Origin of the sequence: Pseudomonas sp. IT-P253 (assembly GCF_949768125.1) — a bacterium.
In the GTDB taxonomy this organism is placed as follows: domain Bacteria; phylum Pseudomonadota; class Gammaproteobacteria; order Pseudomonadales; family Pseudomonadaceae; genus Aquipseudomonas.
The window spans coordinates 73219-99089 of sequence record NZ_CATKPT010000014.1; the positions used below are offsets into that span (position 1 = coordinate 73219).

Genomic DNA, 25871 nt, shown 5'->3' on the forward strand with positions numbered 1-25871 from the left:
TTTTCAGTCATTCTTGCCGTGCCGACGGGTGTCGGCTTGGCAAAGGACTGTTCCAGAGTGGCCGGCAGCTGCAAATCACACTTTAGAGGGATCAAGCAGTACTACCTGCTGGCTATAGTCCGTTCACGGATTTTTAAGAACGGAGCAAACGCACAAAACGGGGCGATGCAACTTTGGAATGACTTTGGGACACCTTGGTGCCCAGTCAACCACAGCGTTTTTAGAAGTGCTAACTGCCATAACAATAATGCACATGGAGTAGCGTCGATGACATCAGTAAACCAGTTCTGGCGCCGGGCGAAACTGCCCCTGGCGATCAGTCTTGCTTCTACGCTCGCCGGGCCAGCATTCGGCGTCAGTTTCAACGTTGGTGAAATCGAAGGTCAGTTCGACTCGTCTCTTTCTCTGGGTATGAGTGTGTCGACCCAGCAGCCGAACAAGAACCTGATTGGTGTCAACAACGGGGGGCAAGGTCTGTCCCAGACGTCCGATGACGGCCACTTGAACTTCAAGAGCGGACAAGCCTTTTCGAAGATCTTCAAGGGCATCCATGACCTAGAACTGAAGTACGGCGACACCGGCATCTTCGTGCGAGGTAAATACTGGTACGACTTTGCGCTGCAAAACGAAGACCTGGAATTCAAGAACGTCAGCAACGATGGACGCAAGGAAGGCGCCAAGTCCTCCGGTGGCGAAATCCTCGACGCCTTCATCTACCACAACTACGCCATTGCCGACGAGCCGGGCTCCGTGCGCTTGGGCAAGCAGGTCGTGAGCTGGGGTGAAAGTACCTTCATCGGCGGCGGCATCAACTCGATTAACCCGATCGACGTTTCCGCGTTTCGTCGGCCAGGTGCCGAGATCAAGGAAGGCCTGATTCCGGTCAACATGTTCTACGTGTCCCAGAGCCTCACCGAGAATCTCTCGACCGAAGCCTTCTACCAGTTGAATTGGGAACAGACCGTTGTCGACAACTGCGGCACCTTCTTCTCGCAACCGGACGTGATCGCGGATGGCTGCAACAATAACCTGGCTGTGTTGCGTACCCAAAACGGACTGAACAATTCACTGGCGGCGGCTGGGCTGCCGGCTTCATTGCGTAATGCCAGCATCAACACACTCGCTGCCAAGGGCGTCACCTGGGGTAACCCGGATGAAGGTGTCATCGTTCCTCGTGGTCCGGATCGCGATGCCCGTGACAGCGGCCAGTTTGGCCTGTCCTTCAAATACATGTTCGACCCGCTGGACACCGAATTCGGTGCCTACTTCATGAACTACCACAGCCGTGCGCCGATTTTCAGCGGCAAGGGGGCTCCGGCGAGCGCTTATAGCGCGGCAGGCCTGGTAGGCTCATTGGTCGGCTCGGGCGTTCCGGTCGGTGTTGCCCGCGGGCTGGCTCCGAGCTTGCTGCCGCTGGTGGTCGCGGGGAACTCCAGTTACTACGTCGAATACCCGGAAGATATTCGCCTGTATGGCCTGAGCTTCTCCACCACGCTGCCTACGGGGACTGCGTGGAGCGGTGAAGTCAGCTACCGTCCGAATGCGCCGGTTCAGATCAACACCACCGACATTCTCTACTCCGGTCTGACACCACTGAACCCTAACGTTTCCTTGCTCCAGGGAACGCCAGGGCAGGATGAACCAGGTTATCGCCGCAAGGAAGTGACCCAGTTCCAGACGACCTTTACCCACTTCTTCGACCAAGTGATGGGCGCCGAGCGACTGACGCTGGTCGGCGAGATCGGCCTGACGCACGTTGGCGGTCTGGAAAGCACTTCGAAAATACGTTATGGCCGCGACCCGAGCTATGGCCCTGGGCCATTGCCGAATGGTCAGTGCGAGGCGTTGAACGCCAGCACCCTGGCCGGCGGACCGCAAAACAACGTCAGTCGCTACTGTGAAAACGATGGCTTCACCACTGCCAACTCCTGGGGTTATCGCGGTCGCGCCATCTGGGAATACAACGACGTATTTGCCGGTGTGAACCTTAAGCCGAACATAGCCTGGTCCCATGACGTCAGCGGTTACTCGCCTGGCCCTGGCGGCAACTTCGAGGAAGGCCGCAAAGCGGTGAGCCTGGGAGTCGACGCCGAGTACCAGAACACCTACACCGCCAGCCTGGCCTACACCAACTTCTTCGACGGCAAGTACACCACCGTGGATGACCGTGACTTCGTCGCGCTCAGCGTTGGCGTGAACTTCTAAGCACTGTATTTTCAGGACGAGCACACATATGAAAATAACAAAGAGTCTGTTCCACGCTGGTGTTCTGGGGCTTTCGTTGCTGGCGACCAGTGTCATGGCGGCGGTCCCCGCTGCCGAAGCGGACAAGCTGGGCAAAAGCCTGACCCCAATGGGCGCCGAAATGGCGGGCAACGCCGACGGTTCGATCCCGGCCTGGAAGCCGTTGGCGAAAAACGCCGGTACGGCAGACAGCAAAGGTTTCCTGTCCGACCCGTACGCCAGTGAAAAACCACTGTTTACCATCACTGCGCAGAACGTCGACCAGTACAAAGACAAACTCGCTCCGGGTCAGTACGCGATGTTCAAGCGCTACCCGGAAACCTTCAAGATGCCGGTCTACCCGTCCCATCGCGGTGCGACCGTGCCGGACGACGTGTTCGCCGCCATCAAGAAAAACGCCATTGCCACTAACCTGGTGTCCGGCGGCAACGGTCTGGAGAACTTCGAATCCGCAGTACCGTTCCCGATTCCGAAAAGCGGCGTCGAAGTCATCTGGAACCACATCACCCGCTATCGCGGCGGCAGCGTGACCCGTCTGGTCACCCAGGCCACGCCGCAACCGAACGGTTCGTTTAGCCTGGTGTACTTCCAGGACCAGTTCGTGTTCCGCGACAAGATGAAGGATTACGACCCGAAAAACCCGGGCAACATCCTGTTTTACTTCAAGCAGAAAGTGACCGCGCCAGCACGTCTGGCCGGTGGTGTGCTGCTGGTACACGAAACCCTCGACCAGGTTAAGGAACCGCGTTCGGCGTGGGTCTACAACGCCGGTCAGCGTCGTGTGCGTCGTGCACCACAAGTGTCCTATGACGGACCGGGTACCGCTGCCGATGGCCTGCGTACCTCCGACAACCTGGACATGTACAACGGTGCGCCGGATCGTTACGACTGGAAACTCGAAGGCAAGAAAGAGATGTACATCGCCTCCGACAGCTACAAGCTCGACTCGCCACAGCTCAAGTACGCCGACATCATCAAGGCCGGCCACATCAACCAGGACCTGGCTCGTTACGAGCTGCGCCGGGTCTGGCATGTGGTTGCAACCCTGAAGGAAGGTCAGCGTCACATCTATGCCAAGCGTGACTTCTACATTGACGAGGACACTTGGCAGGCTGCGGTGATCGATCACTACGATGGTCGTAATCAGCTCTGGCGTGTGGCAGAAGCTCACTCTCAGAACTACTACAACGTTCAAGTGCCGTGGTACACCCTGGAAACCCTGTACGACCTGCAGTCGGGCCGTTACCTGGCACTGGGCATGAAGAACGAAGAAAAGTCGGCGTATGACTTCGGTTTCAGTGCAACCACCAGCGACTTTACCCCGGCGGCATTGCGTCAGGACGGTGTTCGCTAACCAGCACTGAATTGAGGCCGCATCCTCGAAAAAACGCCCCGACTGGTTCGGGGCGTTTTTTTTTGGAGCATCAACACAGTCCGTTGTAGCAGCTGCCGAGCCTGCGAGGCTGCGTCCGACTGCGCAGCAGTCGTAGGACCTGTCTCCTCAATTGGCCTGTCACGGCGCGGTGCCGGATATGGCGACTGCTGCGCAGCCGAACGCAGCCTCGCAAGCTCGACAGCTGCTACGGCCCGGCTCTGCGTCGAGTTTCTACTTCTGCTGAAGATGTTGTTTGTAGCCTTTTTGTAGCCATTTGTAGCATTAATCTTCATTCCCTCTTCGTTTACCGCTAGTCTGCGGACATCTGCAATGCCGCCAACAGCAATTCAAACAAGAGCCGGCCATGACTGATTTGTCCCCACTTCCGGGCCCTGCAAGCATTGCCGTCGCGGCACTGGACGGACGTTTTTTCCGGCCTCCGTTGCCCGACGGCCATGTGCTGCGACCTCGCCTGTGCGAACGCCTGAGTGCCGGTCTGGGTGGCAGGTTATTGCTGGTCAGCGCTCCCGCGGGGTTTGGCAAGAGTTCATTGGCAGTGGAATTCTGTCAGAGCCTGCCGGCTCATTGGCAAAGCCTCTGGCTCGGATTGAGTCCACGGGACAGCGATCCGGGCCGTTTTCTTGAGCGGTTGCTCGAAGGCCTTCAGGATTTTTTTCCGCAGCTCGGGAGGCAGTCTCTGGGGTTGCTGAAAATGCGCCAGCGGCATCAACCGTTCGCTTTCGAAGAATGGCTGGACGGTTTGCTCGATGAGTTGGCCGTGCACTTGCTGCCGACGGCGCCCTTGCTGCTGGTGCTCGATGACTACCATCTGGCCCAGGGGCCGGTGCTTGATCGTTGTTTGCAATTTTTCCTCAATCATTTGCCCGATGGTTTGCTGGTCATGGTCACCAGTCGTCAGCGCCCGGACTGGCATCTCGCGCGTTTGCGACTGTCTCGGCAGCTGCTCGAGTTGAACGAGCAGGACTTGCGCCTGACCTACGACGAAGCCTTGACCCTGCTTGATCGGCACAGCAGTTCCTTGCGCGGTGAAGCGCTGGAAAGCTTGATTCAGCGCAGCGAAGGCTGGGTCGCGGGGTTGCGTTTCTGGCTGCTGGCGGCCTCCGAAGCGGGGACCCAGGGTGCATTGCCCCAGACGCTGCATGGTGGGGAAGGGCTGATCCGCGATTACCTGCTTGAAGAGGTCATCGACTGCCTGCCTTCCGAGGTGCAATCATTCCTGTACGACACCGCCCCGCAGGAACGCTTTTGCAGCGAGCTGTGCGACGCCGTCCGTGAAGCTCATGACAGTGCAGAGATCTTGCGCTTTCTGCTGGCTCATCAAGTGTTCCTGGTGCCGCTGGACGAAAACGGTCACTGGTACCGCTATCACCATCTGTTCTCCGACCTGCTGCGCACCCGGCCGACAGCTCAGACGGTGGTGCCGGCCGCCAGCCTGCACCTGCGCGCCTGTCGCTGGTTCAATGCTCAAGGATTGATCGATGAGGCGGTGGAACAGGCGTTACGCGCCGGACACCTCGACGTTGCGGCGAATCTGGTACAGAACCTTTCTGAAGAACAACTGCTGGCCGAGCAGAACGTCGGCATGTTGCTGCGCTGGAAGATGGATTTGCCTGACAGCCTGCTGGTCAGTACGCCGCGGCTTATCGTGCTCTACAGCTGGGCGTTGGGGCTGGCCTGTCAGTTGGACGCCGCCGAGGAGCTGGCCAGCCATTTGAGCCGCTTCCTGCCAGCCCCATCAGCCACCGCGCAAAAATCCATGCTGGCGCAATGGCTCGCCTTGAGTGGAATCATCGCTCGCGGTCGCGGCAATCGCGAACTGACACTGCTCTATTGCACTGAAGCGCTGGAGAGTCTTCCGGCCAAGCGTTATGGTCAGCGACTGGTGTGCCTCTCAACCCTGTCCAACCTGGCCATTGCCGATGGTGACTTGTGGCGTGCACGCGCGTTGAACCGAGACTCGCTGGAATTGGCGCAACGGGTGGATAACCCGTTGTTCGAAGCGCTGGCCCATTACGACCGCGCGCGAGTGCTGCAAGCGCGAGGGGAAGTCCTTCGTTCGCTCGATGAGGTCCGTCAGGGGCAGCAGCGCCTGCAAGGGTTATCCCCGCAACGCCTCTATGCCATACGTGCCCGACTGACCTTGTACGAAGGTTTTTTGCTGGCCCTGCGCCTGCAGCCACAAGCCGCCCGGGTACGTTTGCAAAGCGGTTTGACTGAAGCGCGCGCCTGTCGCGATATCAGCATATTGATCGGTCATTGTGTAATCGCCAGGCTTGAAGGCAGCAGCGGCGAGTTTGCCAAAGCCTTCGCCGAGCTCGCTGAAGCTGAACGTCTGATGCACATTTGGGACGTACCGCCGATCTACTACCTGGCGATGATCACCCAGGTCAAATGCGAACTCTGGCTGGCCCAGGGGCGCACCGACCTGGCCGAGGCCTGGCTGGCGCGATTAGGCCACACCTACACCGGCGAGCACGCGGCGGCACCTCCAGAGTTCCATCCACAACTGCCGCTGCACATCGAATTGCAGCAAGCCTTGCTTGAGGTCATTCAGGGGCAGCCGATGCTGGCCGAGGGACGATTGAATGCATTGCTTGAGCAGGGTCAGCAAACCGGCAGGCAGATGCTCAGCGTCATGGTGCTGACGCAGAAAGTGAAGTTGTTGCTCGGGAGTGGACGTGAACCCGAGGCCCGCAAGGCCTTGATTCAGGCGATGGATGCGGCAGCGGGGGGTGTGCTGCAACCCTTCGACGGGTTACTGATTGAGCATCCGGACTGGCTGCGCGGACAACTTCAACTCAGTGCGCCGACGCCTGTTGCACAGAGCCTCTGCGAAAAACTTCCAGTATTGGCAGGCCGTTCAGCGCCCGAGGCCGCTTGTGCGGCGGAACAACTTAGCGCCCGGGAAATGGCTGTCCTGCTACTGATCGCGCAGGGCTGTTCCAACCAGGAAATCAGTGATCAGCTATTCATCTCCCTGCACACGGTTAAAACCCATGCGAGCCATATCAACAGCAAGCTTGGGGTGGAGCGACGCACGCAGGCGGTGGCTCGGGCCAAGGAGTTGGGGGTATTGGGCTAGTGATTTTTTTTACAATCCGCGACACCAGGACTCGCAGGAAGGACATGATGCTCAATCCTCCCGCGCGTGGCTGCACGCTTGCTGGGGGGACGACGGTCCCCTGCGTCGACTTACGGGTGATCCATTGATATAAAGCCGCGGGCATTTGCTGCCTGAAAACATCCGAAATCAATCCCTCAAGATCGACATCCATGCCTGAAGAGTTCGAAGTCCCCAGCCCTCACGAACAACATGTTGAACATGCGACCCACCACGCTCATGCCCGTGGCGACGATTTCGCCAGCAAGATCGCGGTGATGACGGCGGTCATGGCGACCATTGGTGCGTTGCTCAGCTATCAGGCCGGCTCCACGGAGAGTGAGGCGGCCATGGACAAGAACAACGCGGCCATCTCGAAAACCGAAGCCTCCAACGAATGGAATTACTACCAGGCCAAGTCCAGCCGGCAAAACCTTTCTGAACTGGCGAGCCATCTACCTGGCTTGGACGCCGCGCACTACGTTGCAGAAGCCCAGCGGTACAAGGACCAGAAAGAAGAAGCACGCAAGAAGGCAGAAGTGCTTGAGAACGAGGCTCGCGAGTGGGATGCGAAATCCGAACTAGTATTGCACCAGCATCACCGCTGGGCCCAGGCCATGACGGCTATCCAGATCGCCATTTCACTGGCGGCGATCACCTTGTTGACGCGTAAGGAATGGCTGAAAAAGGTCGCGTATTGTGCCGCTGGCGCTGGTGTCTTGATCGGCTCCATGGCATGGCTGCATATCTGAAGTAATGGCCGAACATGTTGGTGCGGGCCTTACTTCCTAAACATCACCATCGCTTTTTTGCACAGAACCAGAAATGTGCCATTAACTTTACAGGAACACCCATGGCAGCCGAAAAGCCCCTGCTTATCCGCGAAACCTTCCCCGTCGGCCCGTTGCAGTGCAACTGCACGATCATCGGTGATCCTGTCACGAAAAAGGCCATTGTGGTCGATCCGGGGGGCAATCATGAGCTGATTCTGGCTCGGCTCGACGCGTTGGGCCTGAAGGTGGTCAGTATCATTCACACCCACGCGCACCTCGATCACTTTCTGGCCTCCGGTCAGCTCAAAGAGAAAACCGGCGCGACCTTGCATCTGCACAAAGAAGATCAATTTCTCTGGGACAACCTGGAAATGCAGTGCCAAATGTTCGGTGTGCCTTACACCCCGGTGCCCTCGCCGGATCGCTGGCTGGCCGATGATGAGGAGCTGGCGTGCGGCTGCGGCGTGGCGTTGCACACGCCGGGTCATACGCCGGGCTCCATGAGCTTTTGGTTTTCAGAGGCTAAGCTGCTGATTGCCGGTGACACGTTGTTTCGGCGCGGGGTAGGGCGTACGGATTTGTGGGGTGGCGATCAGGCGACCATCGTGCGGTCAATCAAGCAGCGGCTGTACACCCTCGATGAAGAGGCAACCGTGGTGACCGGGCATGGTCCGGACACGCGTTTGGGCGATGAAATGCGCGAAAACCCTTTTGTGCGGGCCTGATTTGTAACACGGGGAATTTTTGACCGGCGAGATGATCCAACGCCCGCAAAAGGTCCAATGCTTAAGTCCGTTGCACCATAGAATGCAAAAAAGTAGGAGCTCTACATGTTCACCACGCGTCGTTTGATTATTGTCGCCACCGCAGTGGCCTTGCTGTCTGGCTGCGCCTCGCCTAGCCCTTACGATAACCAGGGTCAGGCTGATGGCGGTTCCCAAGGCATGAGCAAAACCGCCAAATACGGCGGTCTCGGTGCTTTGGCCGGTGCTGTGGCCGGTGCTGCCATTAACCACGATAACCGTGGCAAAGGGGCATTGATTGGTGCTGCTCTGGGCGGTGCTTCCGCCGCCGGTTATGGCTACTACGCTGACCAGCAAGAGAAAAAGCTGCGCGCCAGCATGGCCAACACGGGTGTTGAAGTGCAACGCCAGGGCGATCAGATCAAGCTGATCATGCCGGGCAACATCACATTCGCTACCGATTCGGCGAATATCGCGTCCAGCTTCTATCAGCCGCTGAACAGCCTGGCAGGCTCGCTCAAGGAGTTCAGCCAGAACCAGATCGAGATCGTTGGCTACACCGACAGTACCGGCGCTCGTCAGCACAACATGGACCTGTCCCAGCGTCGCGCCCAGAGCGTGGCGACTTACCTGACGTCGCAGGGCGTGAGCGGTGCCAACCTGTCGGCACGCGGTGCCGGGCCGGATAACCCGATTGCCAGCAACGCTGACGTCAATGGCCGGGCGCAGAACCGCCGGGTCGAGGTCAACCTCAAGGCGATTCCAGGTCAGCAGTATGGCGGTCAGCAACCAGGCCAGGTTCAGTAGTATCCATAACACCTGACCCAAAAAAAACGGGCATTGTGCAAAGCACAGCGCCCGTTTTTTTTGCCTGGGATTTGCCCTAGTTGGCTTCTTTCACCGCGCTGAGAAATGCGCAGGTCCGCTCTTGCTGCGGGTGTTCGAATATTTGCGCTGGCGTTCCCTGTTCGTGTATCTGCCCCTTGTAGAAGAAGCACACACGATCGGCGAACTCCCGGGCGAAGCCCATCTGGTGCGTAACCATCAGCATGGTCAGATTGTGCTCGGTGCCGAGCTTGCGGATCACGTTGAGTACTTCGCCGCACAGTTCCGGGTCGAGCGCGGAGGTCACTTCGTCGAACAGCATCACTTTCGGGCGCATGGCCAGTGCCCGGGCGATCGCCACCCGTTGTTGCTGACCACCGGACAACTGCGATGGGTAATGCCCGAGTTTGCTGCCCAGACCCACCATCTCCAGCAAGTCTGCTGCACGTTCACGTGCTTCAGCTGGTTTCATGCCGAGGACTTGGACCGGCGCCTCCATGACGTTTTGCAACGCCGTCATGTGCGGGAACAGGTTAAAACTCTGGAACACCATGCCGATCTTTCCACGCACCCGGCGGATGTGCCGGTCATTGGCTGGCACCAATACACCGTTGCGATTGGGCATGTGGGTCAGCAAGTCGTCCTCAATGCGGATTAACCCGTCATCGATGCCTTCAAGCGTCATCAGGACCCGTAACAGTGTGGATTTGCCCGAGCCGCTGGGGCCGATGATCGCGACTTTCTCACCCGGCGTGACATCAAGGTTCAAGTGATCGAGCACCGTGAAGTTGCCATAGCTCTTGGTGACGTCCTGGAAGCTGACGATCGGCTTGACCGGTTTGGTTTCCTGCATGGCCGTGGCCTCCTGCGAATGCAGCGGGGTCGGGTTGCTGTGCCGGGAAAGGTCGCTGGGTGTCGAGAGTGGAGAAGTCATTAGCGTAGCTCCAGGCGCACTTCAAGGCGCCGTACCAGATAAGCCAAAGCGATGCTCAGGGCGAGGAAAAACAGACCGACCATGGTGATCGGCTCCAGATAGCGGAAGTTCTCGGAGCCGATGTTCTTGGCCTGTTGCATGATTTCCACCACGGTAATCGCCGACAGTACCGGCGTATCCTTGAGCATCGCCACCAGGTAGTTGCCCAATGGCGGCAGGATCGGCCGCAGGGCCTGGGGCAGGATGATGTTGCGATAAGCGCTGTACGGGGCGATGTTCAGCGCCGTGACCGCTTCCCATTGTGCGCGCGGCACTGCATCGAGGCCGCCGCGATACACCTCGGCGATGTAGCAGGCGTAATGCAGGCCTATGCCGAGAATCCCCACTTGCATGGCGGTCATGCTGACGCCGTAATTGGGCAGCACGTAGTAAAGGAAATACACCTGGATCAGCAGCGGCGTGCTGCGAATGAACTCGATCACGGCGGTGGCCGGCCACGATAGCCAGACTCTGCGGCTGCGTCGGCCGATAGCCAGGAACAGCCCCAGCACGATGGCGATCAGGAAGCCGATCAGGGTAATCCCTACGGTGTTAAGCGAGGCGCGCAGTAAATCAGGGAGGATTTGCCAGGCGTAGGTCCAATCAAACAGTGTCATGACAGACCTCCACGCATCCGCCCGCGAGCCAGATGGCGCTCAATGCGACGCATGCCGATGTTGATCGCCTGCGCCAGGACGAAGTACATCACCAGCGCCAGGCTAAAAATTTCCAGAGTCTCGAAAGTTGCCTGATCCAATTGACGAGCCCTGAAGCTCAGGTCTGACAGGGTGATTAACGACACCAGCGAAGTATTTTTCAGCAGTTCGATCAGCAGGTTGGTGCCCGGCGGAATAGCGGCCAGCAACGCCTGCGGAAGAATGATGCGGCGAAAGCGCTTGTAGCCGCTGAAGTTCAGTGCCGTGGACGCTTCGTACTGACCCTTGGCGACAGAGCTGATCGCACCGCGCATCACCTCGGCGCCGTAAGCACCAATGTGCAAACCGAGGCCGACGATGGCCACGCTGTAGGGGCTCAGTTCAAGGTTGAACGGCGGCAGCGGCAGCACGAAAAACAGCCAGAACAATTGCACCAGCAACGACGTGCCGCGAAACACTTCAATGTAAGCAATGGAAAACCAGCGCAATGGTCGCCATGGCGACATGCGCCCCAGGGCTGCGAGAATCGCCGCGACAATCGCCAGCAGCGAACCGAAGATGGTCACCTGGAGCGTCACCCAGGCGCCTTGTATCAATAGCGGAAGTAATTCACCCATGGTTAAAACCTGGCCATCCGGATTAAGCAGGGAAAAAGGCATCGCGCCGTGGCGCCATGCCTGTTTCGACTATTGAGCGCAGAGCTCGGCAGCCGTTTTGCTTGTTACGTTGGATTTGTCAAACCCGAAAGGGGCGACCGCCTTGAGGTGCTCTTCGGAGCCCAGCCACTTTTTCAACTCGGCGTTGACCGCATCGCGCAGGTCTTTGTCTTCCGGACGGAAGGCGAGAGCGCCGTATCCTATGTGGGACGGGTCGTCCTTGAACTCGGTGACCGCTTCGACTTTTTCGCCACCCTTGGCGGCCAGACCTTTCATGGTCAGTTGAGTACCCACTGCAGCATCGGCACGACCGGCGCGCACGGCTTGCAACTGGGCGGTGGTGTCCGGCACCTGGAGAATTTGCGTGTCTTTCACGCCCGAATCCCGCGCATACGCCAGGTTCACCGTCCCGGCCATGATCGCCAGTTTTACCTCGGGGTTTTTGGCGATGTCGTCATAACTGTGCAAGTTCTTCGGATTGCCTTTGGCTGTGAGCAAGGCGTCCGGCAGTTGATACTGCGGATCGGTGAACAGCACCTGCTTGCAGCGGGCCGGCGTGATGTACATGCCGGCGGCAATTACATCGAAACGCCCGGCGCGCAGCCCCGGGATCAAGGAGCCCCACTCGGTCAACACACCATCGACTTTTGTAATGCCCATTTTGGCGAAAATGGCTTTGGCAATTTCCGGCGATTCACCGGTGACCCTGCCATCGGTTTCGGTAAAGGCGAATGGAGTTTCATTCGCGTAACCGATGCGGATGCTGTTGTTCTGTTTAACGGTTTCCAGCGTGCTGGCGGCTTGGGCGCTGGCGGCCAGGCCGAACATTGCGCAAGCCACGAACAGGCGACGCAATACATGGGTGGTGCGGGAAGGGAAATTGCTCATCGATAAAATCTCCTGTTTCTTGTGGACCCGTCGGTGACGGCTCTGTGGTAGGAGGCAGTGTTACAAGAGCAAAGCGTACAAGGACTGATCCCATGGATCTGGACACAGTTCCGGTACAGGTCGAATGGTTTTGTTGTGGGGGGCTTGAAGCGTGCCCGGCGATCGACCTTGAACCGAGCATACAAAAGCTCTGAGCCACATTGCATTGCACTAGGACAATTGCTTTGTATGGATTCTCGCGGGATGCTGTCCCGACGAGCACAGACGCGGGTTTTAGCGCCGATGGACAAGTGGAAAGCAGCATTGGAAATCGCCCGCAGCGGCGAGTCCAAATACAAGATTCTAGTGCAGGCGATTGCCAACGATATCGAGCAGGGCGTCCTGGCCAATGATCAGCGCCTGCCACCCCAGCGGCACGTTGCCGATGCCATGGGCATCAGCGTGCAGACGGTCACCAATGCCTATAAAGAGCTGGAGCGTCAGGGGCTGGTGCGTTGTGAAGTCGGGCGCGGCAGCTTTGTGTCGCGGCGCATGAGCGATCGAGTGGCTACCTATATTCTCGATAGCCCCGAACGGGCGCTGGTGGATTTTTCCATCACGCGGATCCTGCACACTCGCGAGCATGACCAGTTCTGGCGTGACACTTGTTTCGAACTCAGCACTGAAGAAGATCAGCCTTGGATTCACGCATTTCGTCCGATCGCCGGTTTCGAGTCGCACCGCGAAGCGGCCATGCACTGGATCGGACGGCAAGGACTGCGGGTCGAGCGTGATGACATCCTGATTACCAACGGCGCGGCTCACGGCATCTTCCTTGCGCTGGCGTCTCTAGCCGGTCCCGATGATGTGGTGCTCTGCGAAGGGCTCACCGATCACGGCGTAATCGGCAACTCTCAGGTGTTGGGGTTCACCCTCAAAGGCCTGGAAATGGACCGTTATGGCATTGATCCGGAACATTTCGAAGACATGTGCAGTAACGAGCGCATCACCGCACTGGTGTGCACGCCCAACCTGAACAACCCGACCACCAGCCTGATGCCGGACAGTCGTCGGCGGGAGATTGCCGACATCGCCCGGCGTTTCGGTGTGCACATCATCGAGGACGACGTATACGGACCATTGCTGGATGAGTATCGCGCGCCGCCGATCAGCCATTACCTGCCAGAACTGTCGTTCTATTGCACCAGCATGACCAAGTCGGTGCTGACCGGTTTGCGCATCGGCTATCTGGTGGTGCCCAAGCGTCTGGCGTTGCGCACCGAGAGCATCTTGCGGGTCAACAGCTGGATGGCCACGCCCATGGTCTCCGAAATCGCCGCGCGCTGGATTCGCGACGGTCGCGCCGACACGCTCGTGCGTTTGCAGCGCAAACTGCTGGCCGGCCGTCAGGCGATGGTCACCGAATACTTGGGCGAGCACCTGCTCGGCCAGCATCCTCATGCATTGAATGCGTGGGTCGGCATTCCCCCGCATTGGGAGGTCGACAGCCTGGCTCGGGCCCTGCGTCACCGGCACATTGCCGTCACGTCGCCTGACCCGTTCACCGTGCGTGGAACGCCTCGGGCTCGAGCGGTGAGGATGTGTGTGGGCGCCGAATGCAGCGACGAAGAAATGCGTGATGCATTGATGAGCATGCGCGAGATATTCGGGCAATACCCGCAAATCCACGATTTTTGAGCGGGAAAAGTCCGCAGAAAGTTTGTTGGCTAAATTGCCCTAGTACATTCATTGCGACAATCCAGTCCTCTTAGACTGCGCCCAACACCACAGTCGGGACGCGGTCATGTCAACGTTGCAGCTACATGATGTTTACCTCGCTCGCCAGCGCATCGAATCGCTTGTCCGGCGTACCCCCATGGAATATTCGCCCAGCCTTTCGCAGCGAGTGGGCGTGGCGGTATACCTCAAGCTGGAATCCCGGCAAATCACCGGCAGTTTCAAATTGCGCGGCGCAAGCAATGCCGTAGCGCAGCTCAGCGCCGAAGAGAAAGCGCGTGGCGTGGTGGCGGCGTCGACCGGTAATCACGGTCGTGCTCTGGCGTATGCCGCTTCCCGACAAGGCGTGAAGGCGACGATTTGCCTGTCACATCTGGTGCCGGCGAACAAGGTTCAAGCCATTCGTGATCTGGGCGCCGAGGTCTGCATCATCGGCCAGTCCCAGGACGACGCCCAACGTGAAGCCGAACGGATCGCCAACGAGCAAGGCGCAACATTGCTGCCGCCGTTCGATCACCCGGCCATCATCGCCGGGCAGGGCACGCTGGGGCTGGAAATCCTTGAACAGCAACCGGACGTGGCGCAAATCCTCGTGCCGTTGTCCGGCGGCGGTTTATTTGCCGGTGTGGCGCTGGCGATCAAAAGTGTCAGCGCAAACATCATCACCCACGGCATCAGCATGCAACGCGGTGCCGCCATGCACGCCAGCCTCGCAGCCGGGCATCCGGTGGAAGTCGAAGAGCTGCCGACCCTGGCCGACTCGCTCGGCGGTGGCATCGGCCTGAACAACCGTTACACCTTCAACATGACGCGCGATCTGTGTGACCACCTGCATTTGCTCAGCGAAACGTCCATCGCCAATGCCCTGCGCCATGCCTATCGCGAAGAGCGGCTGGTGCTGGAAGGCGCGGCCGTGGTCGGGATTGCCGCGTTGCTTGATGGATTGATTGAGCCGCGCGGGCCGATCGTGGTGGTGGTCAGCGGCCGTAACGTCGACATCGATCAGCACCTGCGAGTCCTCGCGGGCGCAGAGGCGTGACCCCTAACAATAACGACTGAATGGAGTGCTGCATTGATGAGTGACATCACCTTATTGAGCGAAGCGGATCTGCGTGCCTGCGTGGCACTCGACTTGCCGAGCATCGAAGCCATCGAACAAGCCTTTGTGTTGCTGGCCACGGCAGCGGTGGCAATGCCGCCGATCCTGCGCCTGGACATCCCCGAACATAATGGCGAAGTGGACGTAAAGACTGCGTACCTGCCGGGCCTGGAGCGTTTTGCGATCAAGGTCAGTCCGGGTTTTTTCGATAATCCGAAACTCGGCCTACCGAGCCTTAACGGGATGATGATGTTGCTGTCGGCGCGCACGGGTTTGCTCGACGCCTTGCTGTTGGACAACGGTTATCTGACCGCCGTACGCACAGCCGCGGCGGGTGCCGTGGCGGCTCGTGCCCTGTCCCGGGTCGACAGTCGTAGCGTGGCGCTGATCGGTGCCGGCGAGCAAGCCGCGTTGCAGCTTCAGGCATTGCGTTTGGTTCGGCCGATTGAATCCGTTCAAGTCTGGGCACGCGACAGCGCCAAGGCCAAAGACTTCAGCGCCGAGCTGGCGCGCGACAGCGGTCTGACGGTCACGCCTTGCGCAAGCATCGACGAGGCCATGACTGGCGTGGACATTGCGATCACCTGCACCCCGAGCCGCGAACCCTTGATCGAAGTGCGCCATCTGCACCCCGGCTTGCACATCACTGCCATGGGCTCGGACGCCGAGCACAAAAACGAAATATCCCCCCAGGCGCTGGCACAGGTCGACCGCTACGTGGCGGATCGCTTGAGCCAGACGCGAATCCTCGGCGAGTTGCATCACGCTCTGGCGGCCGGCGTTATTGCCGACGAGTCGGGCTTGGCCGAATTGGGGCAAGTGCTCGCGGGTCAACGCCCGGGTCGGACCAGCGATGCGCAAGTCACCTTGTGCGACCTCACCGGTACCGGTGCCCAGGACACCGCCATGGCCAATCTGGCCTTTGAGCGCGCGCGCTCGGCCGGCAAGGGTTTTCAGTTCGGCAGCTAATCCACTTTTTTCATCCGTGCGTCATTTATCAGAGGGCATGTGCATGTCTCAGATAGTCGTCAATCTCCCGTTCGAACGGGAGGAATACGCCCAGCGTCTGGCCAAGGTTCGAGCGGCCATGCAGGTTCAGGGCATCGAGCTGTTGCTGGTCACCGATCCGTCGAACATGGCCTGGCTGACCGGCTATGACGGTTGGTCGTTTTATGTTCACCAATGCGTATTGTTGGCGCTCGACGGCGAGCCGGTCTGGTTCGGTCGCGGACAAGACGCCAACGGCGCCAAGCGCACGGTGTTCATGCAGCACGAGAACATCGTCGGTTACCCGGACATCTATGTGCAGTCCCGGGAGCGCCATCCGATGGATTACCTGTCTCGGGAAGTCATCAGTGCCCGGGGTTGGGACGCGCTGACCATTGGCGTGGAAATGGACAACTATTACTTCAGCGCCGCCGCGTATTTGTCGCTGCAGAAAAACCTGCCGCAGGCCAGGCTGATCGACGCGCTCGGGTTGGTGAACTGGCAGCGGGCGATCAAGTCGCCCCAGGAAATCGCTTACATGCGCATCGCTGCGCGCATCGTCGAAAACATGCATGGGCGGATCCTCGAACGGATCGAGCCGGGCATGCGCAAAAATGAACTGGTGGCTGAAATCTACAGCAGCGGGATCCTCGGTGCTGATGGCCATGGCGGCGATTACCCGGCCATCGTGCCGCTATTGCCCACGGGTGCCGACGCCAGCGCGCCGCACCTGACCTGGGACGATACGCCGTTCGAAAAAGGCGCCGGGACCTTCTTTGAAATCGCCGGTTGCTACAAGCGTTATCACTGCCCGCTGTCGCGGACGATCTATTTGGGCAAACCGCCAAAGCACTTCCTCGACGGCGAAAAAGCCGTGGTCGAAGGCATCACCGCGGGACTGGAAGCAGCGAAACCGGGCAACACCACTGGCGACATCGCTGTGGCGTTTTTCAAAGTGTTGGAGAAATTCGGCATCCATAAGGACAGCCGTTGCGGCTACCCGATCGGGATCAGTTATCCGCCAGACTGGGGCGAACGCACCATGAGCCTGCGTCCCGGCGACACCAGCGTGTTGCAACCGGGCATGACTTTTCACTTCATGCCGGGTTTGTGGATGGACGACTGGGGGCTGGAAATCACCGAAAGCATTCTGATCACCGAGACCGGCGTCGAGACGTTGTGCAACGTGCCACGCCAATTGTTCGTGAAGGATTGAGCCATGAGCGAATTGCCTGACAACCCGATCAATGCCACGGTGGACTTTGCCCGCGAAGGCGTGCAGCACGGATTTCTCAAACTGCCGTATTCCCGGGATGACTCGGCCTGGGGCGCAGTGATGATTCCGGTCACAGTGATTCAGCGCGGTCAGGGTCCGACTGCGTTGCTCACCGGTGGTAACCACGGTGACGAATATGAAGGCCCGGTGGCGCTGAGCAAGCTTGCGCAGAGCCTGACGGCTACCGAAGTAACCGGGCGTGTGATTATCGTCCCGTTCATGAACACTCCGGCGTTCCATGCCGGGCGGCGGACTTCGCCTATCGACAAGGGCAATTTGAATCGCAGTTTCCCCGGCAAGCCGGACGGCACCGTGACGGAGAAAATCGCCGATTACTTCAACCGGACCTTGTTGCCCTTGGCCGATATCGTGCTGGACATTCATTCCGGCGGCCGCACCCTGGATTTCCTGCCGTTCGCAGCCTGTCATGTGCTACCCGATAAAAACCAGCAGGCCCGGTGTGAAGCGGGCATGCGCGCGTTCAATGCGCCCTACAGCATGCGCATGCTGGAACTCGACGCCGGGGCGATGTACGACACCGCCGCTGAACGCCAGGGCAAAGTCTTTGTTACGACCGAGCTGGGGGGCGGAGGCACGTCCACGGCTCGCAGTGTGGCGATTGCCGAGCGTGGGGTGCGCAATCTGTTGGTACATGCGGGGATTCTCCAAGGTGAAATCCAGACTTCGGAGTCGTGCATGCTCGACATGCCTGATGCCGATTGTTTCATCGCCAGCGAACACGACGGCTTGCTGGAAATGTGCCGTGATCTGGGCGACAACGTGAACAAGGGCGAGGTGATCGCCCGTGTGTACGACGCCACCCGCAGCGGCGTCGCCCCGGTGGAATATCGCGCGGCGCGCAATGGATTGCTGGCGGCGCGCCACTTTCCCGGCCTGGTGCAGTGCGGCGATACCCTTGCAGTCATCGCCGATGTGTTGACCTGACCGGCTGAAACGAAACCTTGTGGGAGCAAGCCTGCTCGCTCCCACAGGTCAGTGTTCCAGCCCAACCTCTCTAATCGCACCGGAGATCCTCAAACCATGCACAAACTCGATCGCTATGACCTGAAGATCCTGCGAATCCTCGCCGAAGACGGTCGGATCACCAAGTCGAGCCTGGCTGAGGCGATCAATCTCTCGGTGACTCCGGCATGGGAGCGGGTTCGCAAGCTGGAGGCGCTTGGGCTGATCAAAGGGTACCGAGCGCAGATTGACTGGAACGCGGTGTTCAAAAGCCAGCAGGTGCTAGTGGAAATCACTCTGGCCCGGCACACCGCCCAGGACATGCGGCGTTTCGAGCAACGCATGAACGAAGCTGCCGAAGTGGCGTTCTGTTACGCCACCGGTGGCGGCGTCGATTACATGGCGATGATCCAGGCGCCGGACATCGACCATTACCAGCGGTTTATCGACCAGTTGTTGCTCGATGACCTGGGCATCGAGCGCTACTTCACCTACATCGTCACCAAAACCATCAAGACCGCGGGAGCCCTGCCGACCGAGCTGGCGCAAGAGCCATAAACCGGGGCAAAACCTTCACCACAAAAAGCCCCTGTTTGCCGGTGCTCAATCAGAAAAAACCTGTGGTTACGACCCCGCCAAACGCCAAATCACCCGGGCTGCGCTGCCCTAGCATGGATTCACGCACACGGTTTGGAGTGAACGCCATGACATACAAACATCCGCTGTTGTTCAAAGCACTTTGCTACGTAGACGGGCATTGGGTCCACAGCGAGAGCGGCCACAGCGTCGCCGTGCACAATCCGGCCGATCAGAAGTTGATCGGTCATGTGCCGATGCTCGATCAGCCTCAGATCATTGCCGCCGTTGATGCTGCACACCGGGCGTTTGCTACCTGGCGTGAACAAAGCCTCGATGCCCGCGGGACGATTCTGCGGCGCTGGGCGGCGTTGATTCTTGAGCATCAGGAAGACCTGGCGCGCATCCTCAGCCAGGAACAAGGCAAACCCTTGGCCGAGTCTCGCGGCGAAATCGCCTACGCCGCCAGCTTCATTCCCTGGTTTGCCGAAGAGGCGCGGCGTCTTTATGGGCAGAACATCCCCAGCCATATCCCTGGCGCGCACTTGGGCACGATCAAGGAACCCGTCGGCGTCTGTGCGCTGCTGACCCCATGGAATTTTCCGTCGGCGATGATCACCCGCAAAGCGGCTGCCGCACTGGCCGCCGGTTGCACGGTGGTGATCAAGCCAGCCCATGAAACGCCGTTTTCCGCATTGGCTCTGGCGCAACTGGCAGAGGAGGCGGGCTTCCCGGCTGGCGTGTTCAACGTGGTGCTGGGTGACCCGCAAATGACCATGCAAACCCTGGTGCAGGACACTCGCGTGCGCTCGGTCAGCTTCACCGGCTCGACTCGCGTCGGCAAGTTGGTGCTGCAAGCAGCAGCCCAGGATGTGAAGAAGGTGTCGCTGGAACTGGGCGGCAACGCGCCGTTCATTGTCTGTGCCGATGCCGATCTGGAGCTGGCGGTGAAAGTCGCGGTGGAGGCCAAGTTCCAGACCTCCGGCCAGGATTGCTGTGCGGCCAATCGGATCATGGTGCAGCGCTCGATTTACCCGGCGTTTCTCAATCGCTTCGCCTCTGCAGTGCGCGAACTGCGGGTCGGCCCGGCGCTGGTGGGTGATCAGGAGCAAAACGTCGATGTCGGTCCGCTGATGCACCAGGCCGCGTTTGATGTCACGACTGAACGCGTCGAAGACGCCCTGCAACGTGGCGCACAACGTCTGGTGGGTGGCGAAGCGCATGCCCTTGGCGGGTTGTTCTATCAGCCAACGGTGCTGGCCGATGTCACGCCGCAGATGCGCATCTACCGTGAAGAGAATTTCGCGCCTATCGCCGGGGTGATGCCGTTTGACACGCTGGAGCAGGCCATCGAAATGGCTAACGACACCGAATACGGTCTGGCCGCCTACGTTTGCTCCAACCGCCTCGACCTGATCTACCCCCTGATTCGCCGCCTCGACCACGCCATGGTCGCGGTCAATGGCGTCAAGTTCACCGGCCATCCGATCCCGTTCGGTGGCATGAAAGCCTCGGGGCTGGGCCGCGAGGGCGGCACCGAGGGCTTCGAAGCCTTTGTCGAAACCAAATACTTTTGCCTGCACCATCAAGGCCAGTTCTAAGGAGACATGCCATGAACCAAGAACTCGAAACGCTGTTCGAACAAGACCGTGCGCACTTCATGCACCCCTCGACCCATGCCCATGACCACGCCAGCGGCGCGCTCAAGGGACGCATAATCAAGAGCGCGTCGGGCATCCGCATTCGCGACCATGAGGGACGCGAATTCATCGACGCCTTTGCCGGGCTGTACTGCGTGAATATCGGCTACGGCCGCACCGAAGTCGCCGATGCGATCTACAAGCAGGCCAAGGAGCTGGCCTATTACCACACCTATGTCGGGCACTCGACCGAAGCGATCATCGAGCTGTCGAGCCGCATCATGGACTGGGCGCCCGAGGGCATGAAAAAGGTCTATTACGGCCTGTCCGGTTCCGACGCCAACGAAACCCAGGTCAAACTGGTGCGGTACTACAACAACGTGCTGGGTCGCCCGCAGAAGAAGAAAATCATCTCCCGTGATCGTGGTTATCACGGCTCGGGCATCATGACCGGCAGCCTGACCGGCCTGCCGACCTTCCATCAGCATTTCGATCTACCCGAACAAGGCGTCAAACACACCGTTTGTCCGCACTGGTACCGCAAGGCACCGGTCGGCATGGATGAAGCGGCATTTGTGCGCTACTGCGCCGACGAGCTGGAAAAAATGATCCTGGCCGAAGGGCCGGACACCGTGGCCGCGTTCATCGGCGAACCGTTGATGGGGACCGGCGGCATCATCGTTCCGCCGGCCGGCTATTGGACCGCCATACAAGCGGTGTTGAACAAGTACGACGTGTTGCTGATCGCCGACGAAGTGGTCTGCGCCTTCGGTCGCCTGGGTTCGAAAATGGGCAGTCAGCGCTACGGCATGCGCCCGGACCTGATCACCACGGCCAAAGGCCTGACCAGCGCCTACGCGCCGTTGTCGGCAGTGATCGTCGGTGAAAAGGTCTGGGACGTGATCGAAAAAGCCTCCGAATCCCAAGGTGCCATGGGGCACGGCTGGACTTACTCCGGGCATCCGATTTGCGCGGCGGCGGCCTTGGCCAACCTCGACATCCTGGAACGGGAAAACCTGACGGCCAACGCCGAGAAGGTCGGCAGCTACCTCAATCGTCGGTTGCGCGAAACCCTGGAGGGCCATCCGCTGGTGGGCGAAGTGCGCGGCGACGGCATGCTGGCTGCGGTCGAGTTCATGGCCGATCGTGAACAACGCACACCCTTCGATGCTGCGTTGAAGGTTGGTCCGAAAGTATCGGCAGCCTGTCTTGAGCGCGGCATGATTGCCCGGGCCATGCCCCATGGCGACATTCTCGGCTTTGCACCACCGCTGATCCTGACCGAGGAAGAGGCCGACCTGATTGTCGACATCACCAAAAGTGCGGTCGATCATGTGGCCAGCGAGGTGCTTGGCTAACCCCGTTCGAACTGAGTGACCCTTCGCGAGCAGGCTCGCTCCCACCGTTGACCGAGTTGTTGGATGGTTGCCCGGTTTCCAGTGGGAGCGAGCCTGCTCGCGAAGAGGCCCGAACTGGTAAAGCAGCTGTCAGAAACAAAAAAGCCCTCGAACAATCACTTGTCCGAGGGCTTTTTTGTGCGGCGCGAAACCTGATTACTTCTTCAGGCCGTAATGCTCATCGAGCATGCCCGGTGAGTTCGGGGCTTTCGGGGCGTAGTCGCGAGGCGGCTCCTGATTGCGCGGCGGCGTCAGGCGCTCCCGTGGGGCTGCTGCCGTGTCGGCGTGCAGGGAGGCCAGTAGGCGTTGGCGGGTTTGCTCGTCCAGGGCCAGGCGGTTGGCGCCCTCGGCGAGATGGTCCTGCACTTCCTGATAGCTCTGAGTCAGTTTCTTGACCAGGTTTGCAGTGCTGTTGAAGTGGGTGACCACCTCGTTCTGATAACTGTCAAAACGTTCCTGAATGTCATCCAGCTGACGTTGCGTGCTGCTAGGCGCGGCATTCGGCACCAGGCGAGCGATCAGGAATCCAATGGCGACACCCACAACCAGGGCAAGAGTCGGCAACAACCAAACTAAGAGCGAGTGTTCCACGAGTCCTTCCTCTATAAACGGCTTTGCTTTACGTTAACGGCTCGAACCTGCGCTGTATACCGCGATTCACTCGCAATAGATTGGCACAGACAATTTGCTAGACGAGTCGACCCGATTCGAGGTCACGGAGTTCCTTCCTTGCTTATGCGCGAAACCCCTGTATTGATTGATGGCCCGGTCGGCCAACTGGAAGCCCTCTACCTGGACAGCGACCAGCCCCGCGGCATTGCGCTGATCTGCCACCCGAACCCGGTCCAGGGCGGCACCATGCTCAACAAAGTGGTATCGACCCTGCAGCGCACGGCGCGCGATGCCGGTCTGATTACCTTGCGATTCAACTACCGTGGCGTCGGTGCCAGCGCAGGCACGCACGACATGGGCACTGGCGAAGTCGACGATGCCCAGGCAGTGGCTGAATGGCTGCGCGCCAAGCACCCTGAATTGCCACTGACCCTGTTTGGTTTCTCCTTCGGCGGCTTTGTTGCAGCAAGTCTCGGCGGGCGCCTGGAAGCCAAGGGCGAACGGCTCAAGCATGTGTTCATGGTCGCACCAGCGGTCATGCGCCTGGGTGATCAGGATCAACTGGCGCAGCAGGGCGAGTTGACCCTGATTCAACCGGAAACCGACGAAGTCATCGATCCGCAGCTCGTTTACGTATGGTCCGACACGCTTGAGCGCCCCCATGAGCTGCTGAAAGTGGCAGAATGCGGACACTTTTTTCATGGCAAGCTGACCGATCTCAAGGATCTGATCCTGCCGCGTCTTTCGAATTGATTGCAGTCTGACAAGCGATTACCCATGACGACTCGTACCCGTATCCTCACCGGCATCACCACCACCGGCACGCCGCACCTGGGCAACTACGCCGGCGCCATCCGCCCGGCGATCCTGGCCAGCCGCGACAGCAATGCCGATTCGTTCTACTTCCTGGCGGACTACCACGCCCTGATCAAATGCGATGACCCGCTGCGCATCCAGCGCTCGCGTCTGGAAATCGCCGCGACCTGGCTGGCCGGTGGCCTGGATGTGGACCGCGTGACCTTTTACCGCCAGTCCGACATTCCGGAAATTCCTGAATTGACCTGGCTGCTGACCTGCGTTGCCGCCAAGGGCCTGCTCAATCGCGCCCACGCCTACAAGGCGTCGGTGGACAAGAACGTCGAAACCGGCGAAGACCCGGATGCCGGCATCACCATGGGCTTGTACAGCTACCCGGTGCTGATGGCCGCGGACATTCTGATGTTCAACGCCCACAAGGTGCCGGTCGGTCGTGATCAGATCCAGCACGTGGAAATGGCCCGCGACATTGGCCAGCGTTTCAACCATCTGTTCGGCCAGGGCAAAGAATTCTTCACCATGCCCGAGGCGCTGATCGAAGAAAGCGTCGCCACCTTGCCAGGCCTCGACGGGCGCAAGATGTCGAAGAGCTACGACAACACCATTCCGTTGTTCAGTAGCGCCAAAGAGATGAAAGACGCGATTTCGCGGATCGTCACCGACTCCCGCGCGCCGGGAGAAGCCAAGGATCCGGACAATTCCCACTTGTTCACGCTGTTTCAGGCCTTCGCCACTCCGGCGCAGTCCGACGAATTCCGCAGCGAACTGTTGCAGGGCCTGGGTTGGGGCGAGGCGAAGAATCGTCTGTTCCAACTGCTCGACAGCGAATTGGGTGAGTCCCGTGAGCGTTACCACCAGTTGATCGAGCGTCCGGCGGACCTGGAAGACATCCTGCAAACCGGCGCCAAAAAGGCTCGCTCGGTGGCCACGCCATTTCTTCACGAACTGCGAGAAGCGGTCGGCCTGCGTTCTTTCGTCGCCCAGACGCAAGTCGCGGCGACCACCAAGAAGAAAGCCGCAAAAGCTGCGCGTTTCGTCAGTTTTCGTGAGGACGACGGCAGTTTCCGCTTCCGTCTGCTGGCGGCCGATGGCGAGCAACTGCTGCTGTCGCGCAACTTTGCCGATGGCAAAACCGCCGGTCAGGTCACCAAACAACTGCAAGCGGGCCAACCGCTGGACGTGCGCAGCGAAGACTTGAGCTTCAGCATCTGGCTGGAAGGTGAGTGTGTTGCCGACAGCGCAACCTTTGCTGACAGTGCCGCTCGCGACGTCGCCATTGACGCGTTGCGCGTTGCGCTGACGCCAGTTCAGGAATAATCAGCGGCTCGGTCCGACCAAGGGCCGATTGCCATTCCCCCGGGCCGTCGCTACAGTGTCGGCCCGTTTTTGTTGCCTTGCTAACGAATTATGACGCCCCTAGAACGATATCAAGCTGATCTGAAACGCCCGGAATTCTTTCATGACGCCGCGCAGGAAACTGCCGTGCGCCATTTGCAGCGCCTGTACGACGATCTGGTCGCAGCCTCGCACAGCAAGCCGGGCCTGTTCGGCAAACTGTTTGGCAAGAAAGAGCAGGCGCCGGTCAAGGGCCTGTACTTCTGGGGTGGCGTGGGCCGTGGCAAGACCTACCTGGTCGACACCTTCTTCGAAGCGCTGCCGTTCAAGGAAAAGGTCCGGACTCACTTCCACCGCTTCATGAAGCGCGTGCACGAAGAGATGAAGACCCTCGGCGGCGAGAAAAACCCGCTGACCATCATCGCCAAGCGTTTCTCCGATGAAGCCCGGGTCATCTGCTTCGATGAATTCTTCGTGTCCGACATCACCGACGCGATGATCCTCGGCACGCTGATGGAAGAGCTGTTCAAGAACGGCGTGACCCTGGTCGCGACCTCGAACATCGTGCCAGATGGTCTGTACAAGGACGGCCTGCAACGTGCTCGCTTCCTGCCGGCCATTGCGCTGATCAAGCAGAACACCGAGATCGTCAACGTCGACAGCGGTGTCGACTACCGTCTGCGTCACCTCGAACAAGCCGAGCTGTTCCACTCTCCGCTCGACGAAGCGTCTCACGAAAGCCTGCGTAAAAGCTTCCGCGCCTTGACGCCGGAATGCACGGCAGCCATTGAGAACGACGTGCTGATGATCGAAAACCGCGAAATCCGTGCCTTGCGCACCTGTGATGACGTGGCCTGGTTCGACTTCCGCGAACTCTGCGACGGCCCGCGCAGCCAGAACGATTACATCGAACTGGGCAAGATCTTCCACGCCGTGTTGCTCAGCGGTGTCGAGCAGATGAGCGTCACCACCGACGACATCGCCCGACGCTTTATCAACATGGTCGATGAGTTTTACGACCGTAACGTGAAACTGATCATTTCTGCTGAAGTCGAGCTTAAAGACCTCTACACCGGCGGTCGCCTGAACTTCGAGTTCCAGCGCACCCTCAGCCGACTGCTGGAAATGCAGTCCCACGAATTCCTGTCCCGGGCGCACAAGCCGTAGGACGATTCGGAAAAAAAAAGGGCCTGCATTGCA

General features: G+C 59.4%; 22 protein-coding genes. 17 read left to right on the top strand and 5 right to left on the bottom strand.

Annotated elements, in window-relative coordinates; translation table 11 throughout:
• Positions 1–267 precede the first annotated feature (267 nt).
• From ACM6IR_RS09910 to ACM6IR_RS09935, 6 genes are all read left to right on the top strand, one after another.
• Positions 268–2205: a DUF1302 domain-containing protein gene (locus ACM6IR_RS09910; RefSeq protein WP_414907549.1), complete on the top strand. Its 1938-nt coding sequence runs from the start codon at positions 268–270 to the stop codon at positions 2203–2205.
• A gap of 28 nt (positions 2206–2233) precedes the next feature.
• Positions 2234–3598 (top strand): DUF1329 domain-containing protein, encoded by a 1365-nt coding sequence (locus ACM6IR_RS09915; protein WP_414907550.1) that lies wholly within the window; start codon positions 2234–2236, stop codon positions 3596–3598.
• 385 nt (positions 3599–3983) lie between these two features.
• Entirely contained in the window at positions 3984–6722 is a 2739-nt protein-coding gene (locus tag ACM6IR_RS09920) for a LuxR C-terminal-related transcriptional regulator (protein ID WP_414907551.1), read from the top strand.
• Positions 6723–6913: 191 nt separating this feature from the next.
• Complete coding sequence (locus ACM6IR_RS09925) at positions 6914–7492, top strand: DUF4337 domain-containing protein (RefSeq protein ID WP_414907552.1); 579 nt, start codon at positions 6914–6916, stop codon at positions 7490–7492.
• 101 nt (positions 7493–7593) lie between these two features.
• Positions 7594–8238, top strand: coding sequence for an MBL fold metallo-hydrolase (locus ACM6IR_RS09930; protein WP_414907553.1), 645 nt, complete (start codon positions 7594–7596; stop codon positions 8236–8238).
• Positions 8239–8343: 105 nt separating this feature from the next.
• Positions 8344–9063 carry an OmpA family protein gene (locus tag ACM6IR_RS09935; RefSeq protein WP_414907554.1) on the top strand — a complete coding sequence of 240 codons (720 nt, stop codon included), beginning with the start codon at positions 8344–8346 and terminating at the stop codon, positions 9061–9063.
• Positions 9064–9139: 76 nt separating this feature from the next.
• Here ACM6IR_RS09935 and ehuA read toward each other — a convergent pair whose 3' ends face one another.
• The 4 genes from ehuA to ehuB all read right to left on the bottom strand — a co-directional run bounded on the left by ehuA (position 9140) and on the right by ehuB (position 12254).
• Positions 9140–9934 carry an ectoine/hydroxyectoine ABC transporter ATP-binding protein EhuA gene (ehuA, locus tag ACM6IR_RS09940; RefSeq protein WP_414907574.1) on the bottom strand — a complete coding sequence of 265 codons (795 nt, stop codon included), beginning with the start codon at positions 9932–9934 and terminating at the stop codon, positions 9140–9142.
• Positions 9935–10014: 80 nt separating this feature from the next.
• Positions 10015–10671, bottom strand: coding sequence for an ectoine/hydroxyectoine ABC transporter permease subunit EhuD (gene ehuD / locus ACM6IR_RS09945; RefSeq protein ID WP_240888109.1), 657 nt, complete (start codon positions 10669–10671; stop codon positions 10015–10017).
• Positions 10668–11327 (bottom strand): ectoine/hydroxyectoine ABC transporter permease subunit EhuC, encoded by a 660-nt coding sequence (gene ehuC / locus ACM6IR_RS09950; protein WP_414907555.1) that lies wholly within the window; start codon positions 11325–11327, stop codon positions 10668–10670. Before ehuC ends, ehuD begins: the two co-directional genes overlap by 4 nt.
• A 69-nt stretch (positions 11328–11396) precedes the next feature.
• Entirely contained in the window at positions 11397–12254 is an 858-nt protein-coding gene (ehuB, locus tag ACM6IR_RS09955) for an ectoine/hydroxyectoine ABC transporter substrate-binding protein EhuB (RefSeq protein WP_414907556.1), read from the bottom strand.
• A gap of 282 nt (positions 12255–12536) precedes the next feature.
• On the opposite strand from ehuB, the gene ACM6IR_RS09960 reads away from it, so the two are divergent.
• The 8 genes from ACM6IR_RS09960 (at position 12537) to ACM6IR_RS09995 (ending at position 21869) form a co-directional block, all read left to right on the top strand.
• The gene (locus ACM6IR_RS09960; RefSeq protein ID WP_414907557.1) at positions 12537–13931 is read left to right on the top strand and encodes a PLP-dependent aminotransferase family protein; all 1395 of its coding nucleotides are present in this window, start codon (positions 12537–12539) and stop codon (positions 13929–13931) included.
• 106 nt (positions 13932–14037) lie between these two features.
• Positions 14038–15009 carry a hydroxyectoine utilization dehydratase EutB gene (gene eutB, locus ACM6IR_RS09965; RefSeq protein ID WP_414907558.1) on the top strand — a complete coding sequence of 324 codons (972 nt, stop codon included), beginning with the start codon at positions 14038–14040 and terminating at the stop codon, positions 15007–15009.
• 36 nt (positions 15010–15045) lie between these two features.
• On the top strand, positions 15046–16038 hold the full coding sequence (eutC, locus tag ACM6IR_RS09970) for an ectoine utilization protein EutC (protein ID WP_414907559.1): 993 nt from the start codon (positions 15046–15048) through the stop codon (positions 16036–16038).
• Between the two features lie 43 nt (positions 16039–16081).
• Entirely contained in the window at positions 16082–17272 is a 1191-nt protein-coding gene (gene doeA, locus ACM6IR_RS09975) for an ectoine hydrolase DoeA (RefSeq protein ID WP_414907560.1), read from the top strand.
• Positions 17273–17275: 3 nt separating this feature from the next.
• A complete protein-coding gene (gene doeB / locus ACM6IR_RS09980) occupies positions 17276–18277 on the top strand; it encodes a N(2)-acetyl-L-2,4-diaminobutanoate deacetylase DoeB (RefSeq protein WP_414907561.1) in 1002 nt (333 codons plus the stop codon).
• 96 nt (positions 18278–18373) lie between these two features.
• Positions 18374–18853: an Lrp/AsnC family transcriptional regulator gene (locus ACM6IR_RS09985; protein ID WP_414907562.1), complete on the top strand. Its 480-nt coding sequence runs from the start codon at positions 18374–18376 to the stop codon at positions 18851–18853.
• Positions 18854–18999: 146 nt separating this feature from the next.
• On the top strand, positions 19000–20472 hold the full coding sequence (locus ACM6IR_RS09990; RefSeq protein WP_414907563.1) for an NAD-dependent succinate-semialdehyde dehydrogenase: 1473 nt from the start codon (positions 19000–19002) through the stop codon (positions 20470–20472).
• Positions 20473–20483: 11 nt separating this feature from the next.
• Positions 20484–21869, top strand: coding sequence for an aspartate aminotransferase family protein (locus tag ACM6IR_RS09995; RefSeq protein ID WP_414907564.1), 1386 nt, complete (start codon positions 20484–20486; stop codon positions 21867–21869).
• A gap of 195 nt (positions 21870–22064) precedes the next feature.
• On the opposite strand, the gene ACM6IR_RS10000 is transcribed toward ACM6IR_RS09995, so the two are convergent.
• Entirely contained in the window at positions 22065–22499 is a 435-nt protein-coding gene (locus tag ACM6IR_RS10000) for a YhcB family protein (RefSeq protein ID WP_414907565.1), read from the bottom strand.
• 144 nt (positions 22500–22643) lie between these two features.
• Between ACM6IR_RS10000 and ACM6IR_RS10005 the strand changes: the two genes are divergently transcribed.
• The 3 genes from ACM6IR_RS10005 (at position 22644) to zapE (ending at position 25838) form a co-directional block, all read left to right on the top strand.
• The gene (locus ACM6IR_RS10005) at positions 22644–23273 is read left to right on the top strand and encodes an alpha/beta hydrolase (protein ID WP_414907566.1); all 630 of its coding nucleotides are present in this window, start codon (positions 22644–22646) and stop codon (positions 23271–23273) included.
• Between the two features lie 24 nt (positions 23274–23297).
• Positions 23298–24653, top strand: a complete 1356-nt coding sequence (locus tag ACM6IR_RS10010; protein ID WP_414907567.1) for a tryptophan--tRNA ligase — start codon at positions 23298–23300, stop codon at positions 24651–24653.
• Between the two features lie 90 nt (positions 24654–24743).
• The gene (zapE, locus tag ACM6IR_RS10015) at positions 24744–25838 is read left to right on the top strand and encodes a cell division protein ZapE (RefSeq protein WP_414907568.1); all 1095 of its coding nucleotides are present in this window, start codon (positions 24744–24746) and stop codon (positions 25836–25838) included.
• Positions 25839–25871: the final 33 nt, after the last annotated feature.

Excerpts from the sequence above, each read along its gene's own strand:
- ACM6IR_RS09910 (WP_414907549.1), top strand. The coding sequence starts at position 268 with ATGACATCAGTAAACCAGTTCTGGCGCCGGGCGAAACTGCCCCTGGCG.
- ACM6IR_RS09935 (WP_414907554.1), top strand. The coding sequence starts at position 8,344 with ATGTTCACCACGCGTCGTTTGATTATTGTCGCCACCGCAGTGGCCTTG.
- doeB (WP_414907561.1), top strand. The coding sequence starts at position 17,276 with ATGAGCGAATTGCCTGACAACCCGATCAATGCCACGGTGGACTTTGCC.
- ACM6IR_RS09920 (WP_414907551.1), top strand. The coding sequence starts at position 3,984 with ATGACTGATTTGTCCCCACTTCCGGGCCCTGCAAGCATTGCCGTCGCG.
- ACM6IR_RS10010 (WP_414907567.1), top strand. The coding sequence starts at position 23,298 with ATGACGACTCGTACCCGTATCCTCACCGGCATCACCACCACCGGCACG.
- eutB (WP_414907558.1), top strand. The coding sequence starts at position 14,038 with ATGTCAACGTTGCAGCTACATGATGTTTACCTCGCTCGCCAGCGCATC.
- ehuB (WP_414907556.1), bottom strand. The coding sequence starts at position 12,254 with ATGAGCAATTTCCCTTCCCGCACCACCCATGTATTGCGTCGCCTGTTC.
- ehuD (WP_240888109.1), bottom strand. The coding sequence starts at position 10,671 with ATGACACTGTTTGATTGGACCTACGCCTGGCAAATCCTCCCTGATTTA.
- ACM6IR_RS09930 (WP_414907553.1), top strand. The coding sequence starts at position 7,594 with ATGGCAGCCGAAAAGCCCCTGCTTATCCGCGAAACCTTCCCCGTCGGC.
- ACM6IR_RS09985 (WP_414907562.1), top strand. The coding sequence starts at position 18,374 with ATGCACAAACTCGATCGCTATGACCTGAAGATCCTGCGAATCCTCGCC.
- ACM6IR_RS10005 (WP_414907566.1), top strand. The coding sequence starts at position 22,644 with ATGCGCGAAACCCCTGTATTGATTGATGGCCCGGTCGGCCAACTGGAA.
- ACM6IR_RS09995 (WP_414907564.1), top strand. The coding sequence starts at position 20,484 with ATGAACCAAGAACTCGAAACGCTGTTCGAACAAGACCGTGCGCACTTC.
- zapE (WP_414907568.1), top strand. The coding sequence starts at position 24,744 with ATGACGCCCCTAGAACGATATCAAGCTGATCTGAAACGCCCGGAATTC.
- ACM6IR_RS09915 (WP_414907550.1), top strand. The coding sequence starts at position 2,234 with ATGAAAATAACAAAGAGTCTGTTCCACGCTGGTGTTCTGGGGCTTTCG.
- doeA (WP_414907560.1), top strand. The coding sequence starts at position 16,082 with ATGTCTCAGATAGTCGTCAATCTCCCGTTCGAACGGGAGGAATACGCC.
- eutC (WP_414907559.1), top strand. The coding sequence starts at position 15,046 with ATGAGTGACATCACCTTATTGAGCGAAGCGGATCTGCGTGCCTGCGTG.
- ACM6IR_RS09960 (WP_414907557.1), top strand. The coding sequence starts at position 12,537 with ATGGACAAGTGGAAAGCAGCATTGGAAATCGCCCGCAGCGGCGAGTCC.
- ehuC (WP_414907555.1), bottom strand. The coding sequence starts at position 11,327 with ATGGGTGAATTACTTCCGCTATTGATACAAGGCGCCTGGGTGACGCTC.
- ACM6IR_RS09925 (WP_414907552.1), top strand. The coding sequence starts at position 6,914 with ATGCCTGAAGAGTTCGAAGTCCCCAGCCCTCACGAACAACATGTTGAA.
- ACM6IR_RS09990 (WP_414907563.1), top strand. The coding sequence starts at position 19,000 with ATGACATACAAACATCCGCTGTTGTTCAAAGCACTTTGCTACGTAGAC.
- ehuA (WP_414907574.1), bottom strand. The coding sequence starts at position 9,934 with ATGCAGGAAACCAAACCGGTCAAGCCGATCGTCAGCTTCCAGGACGTC.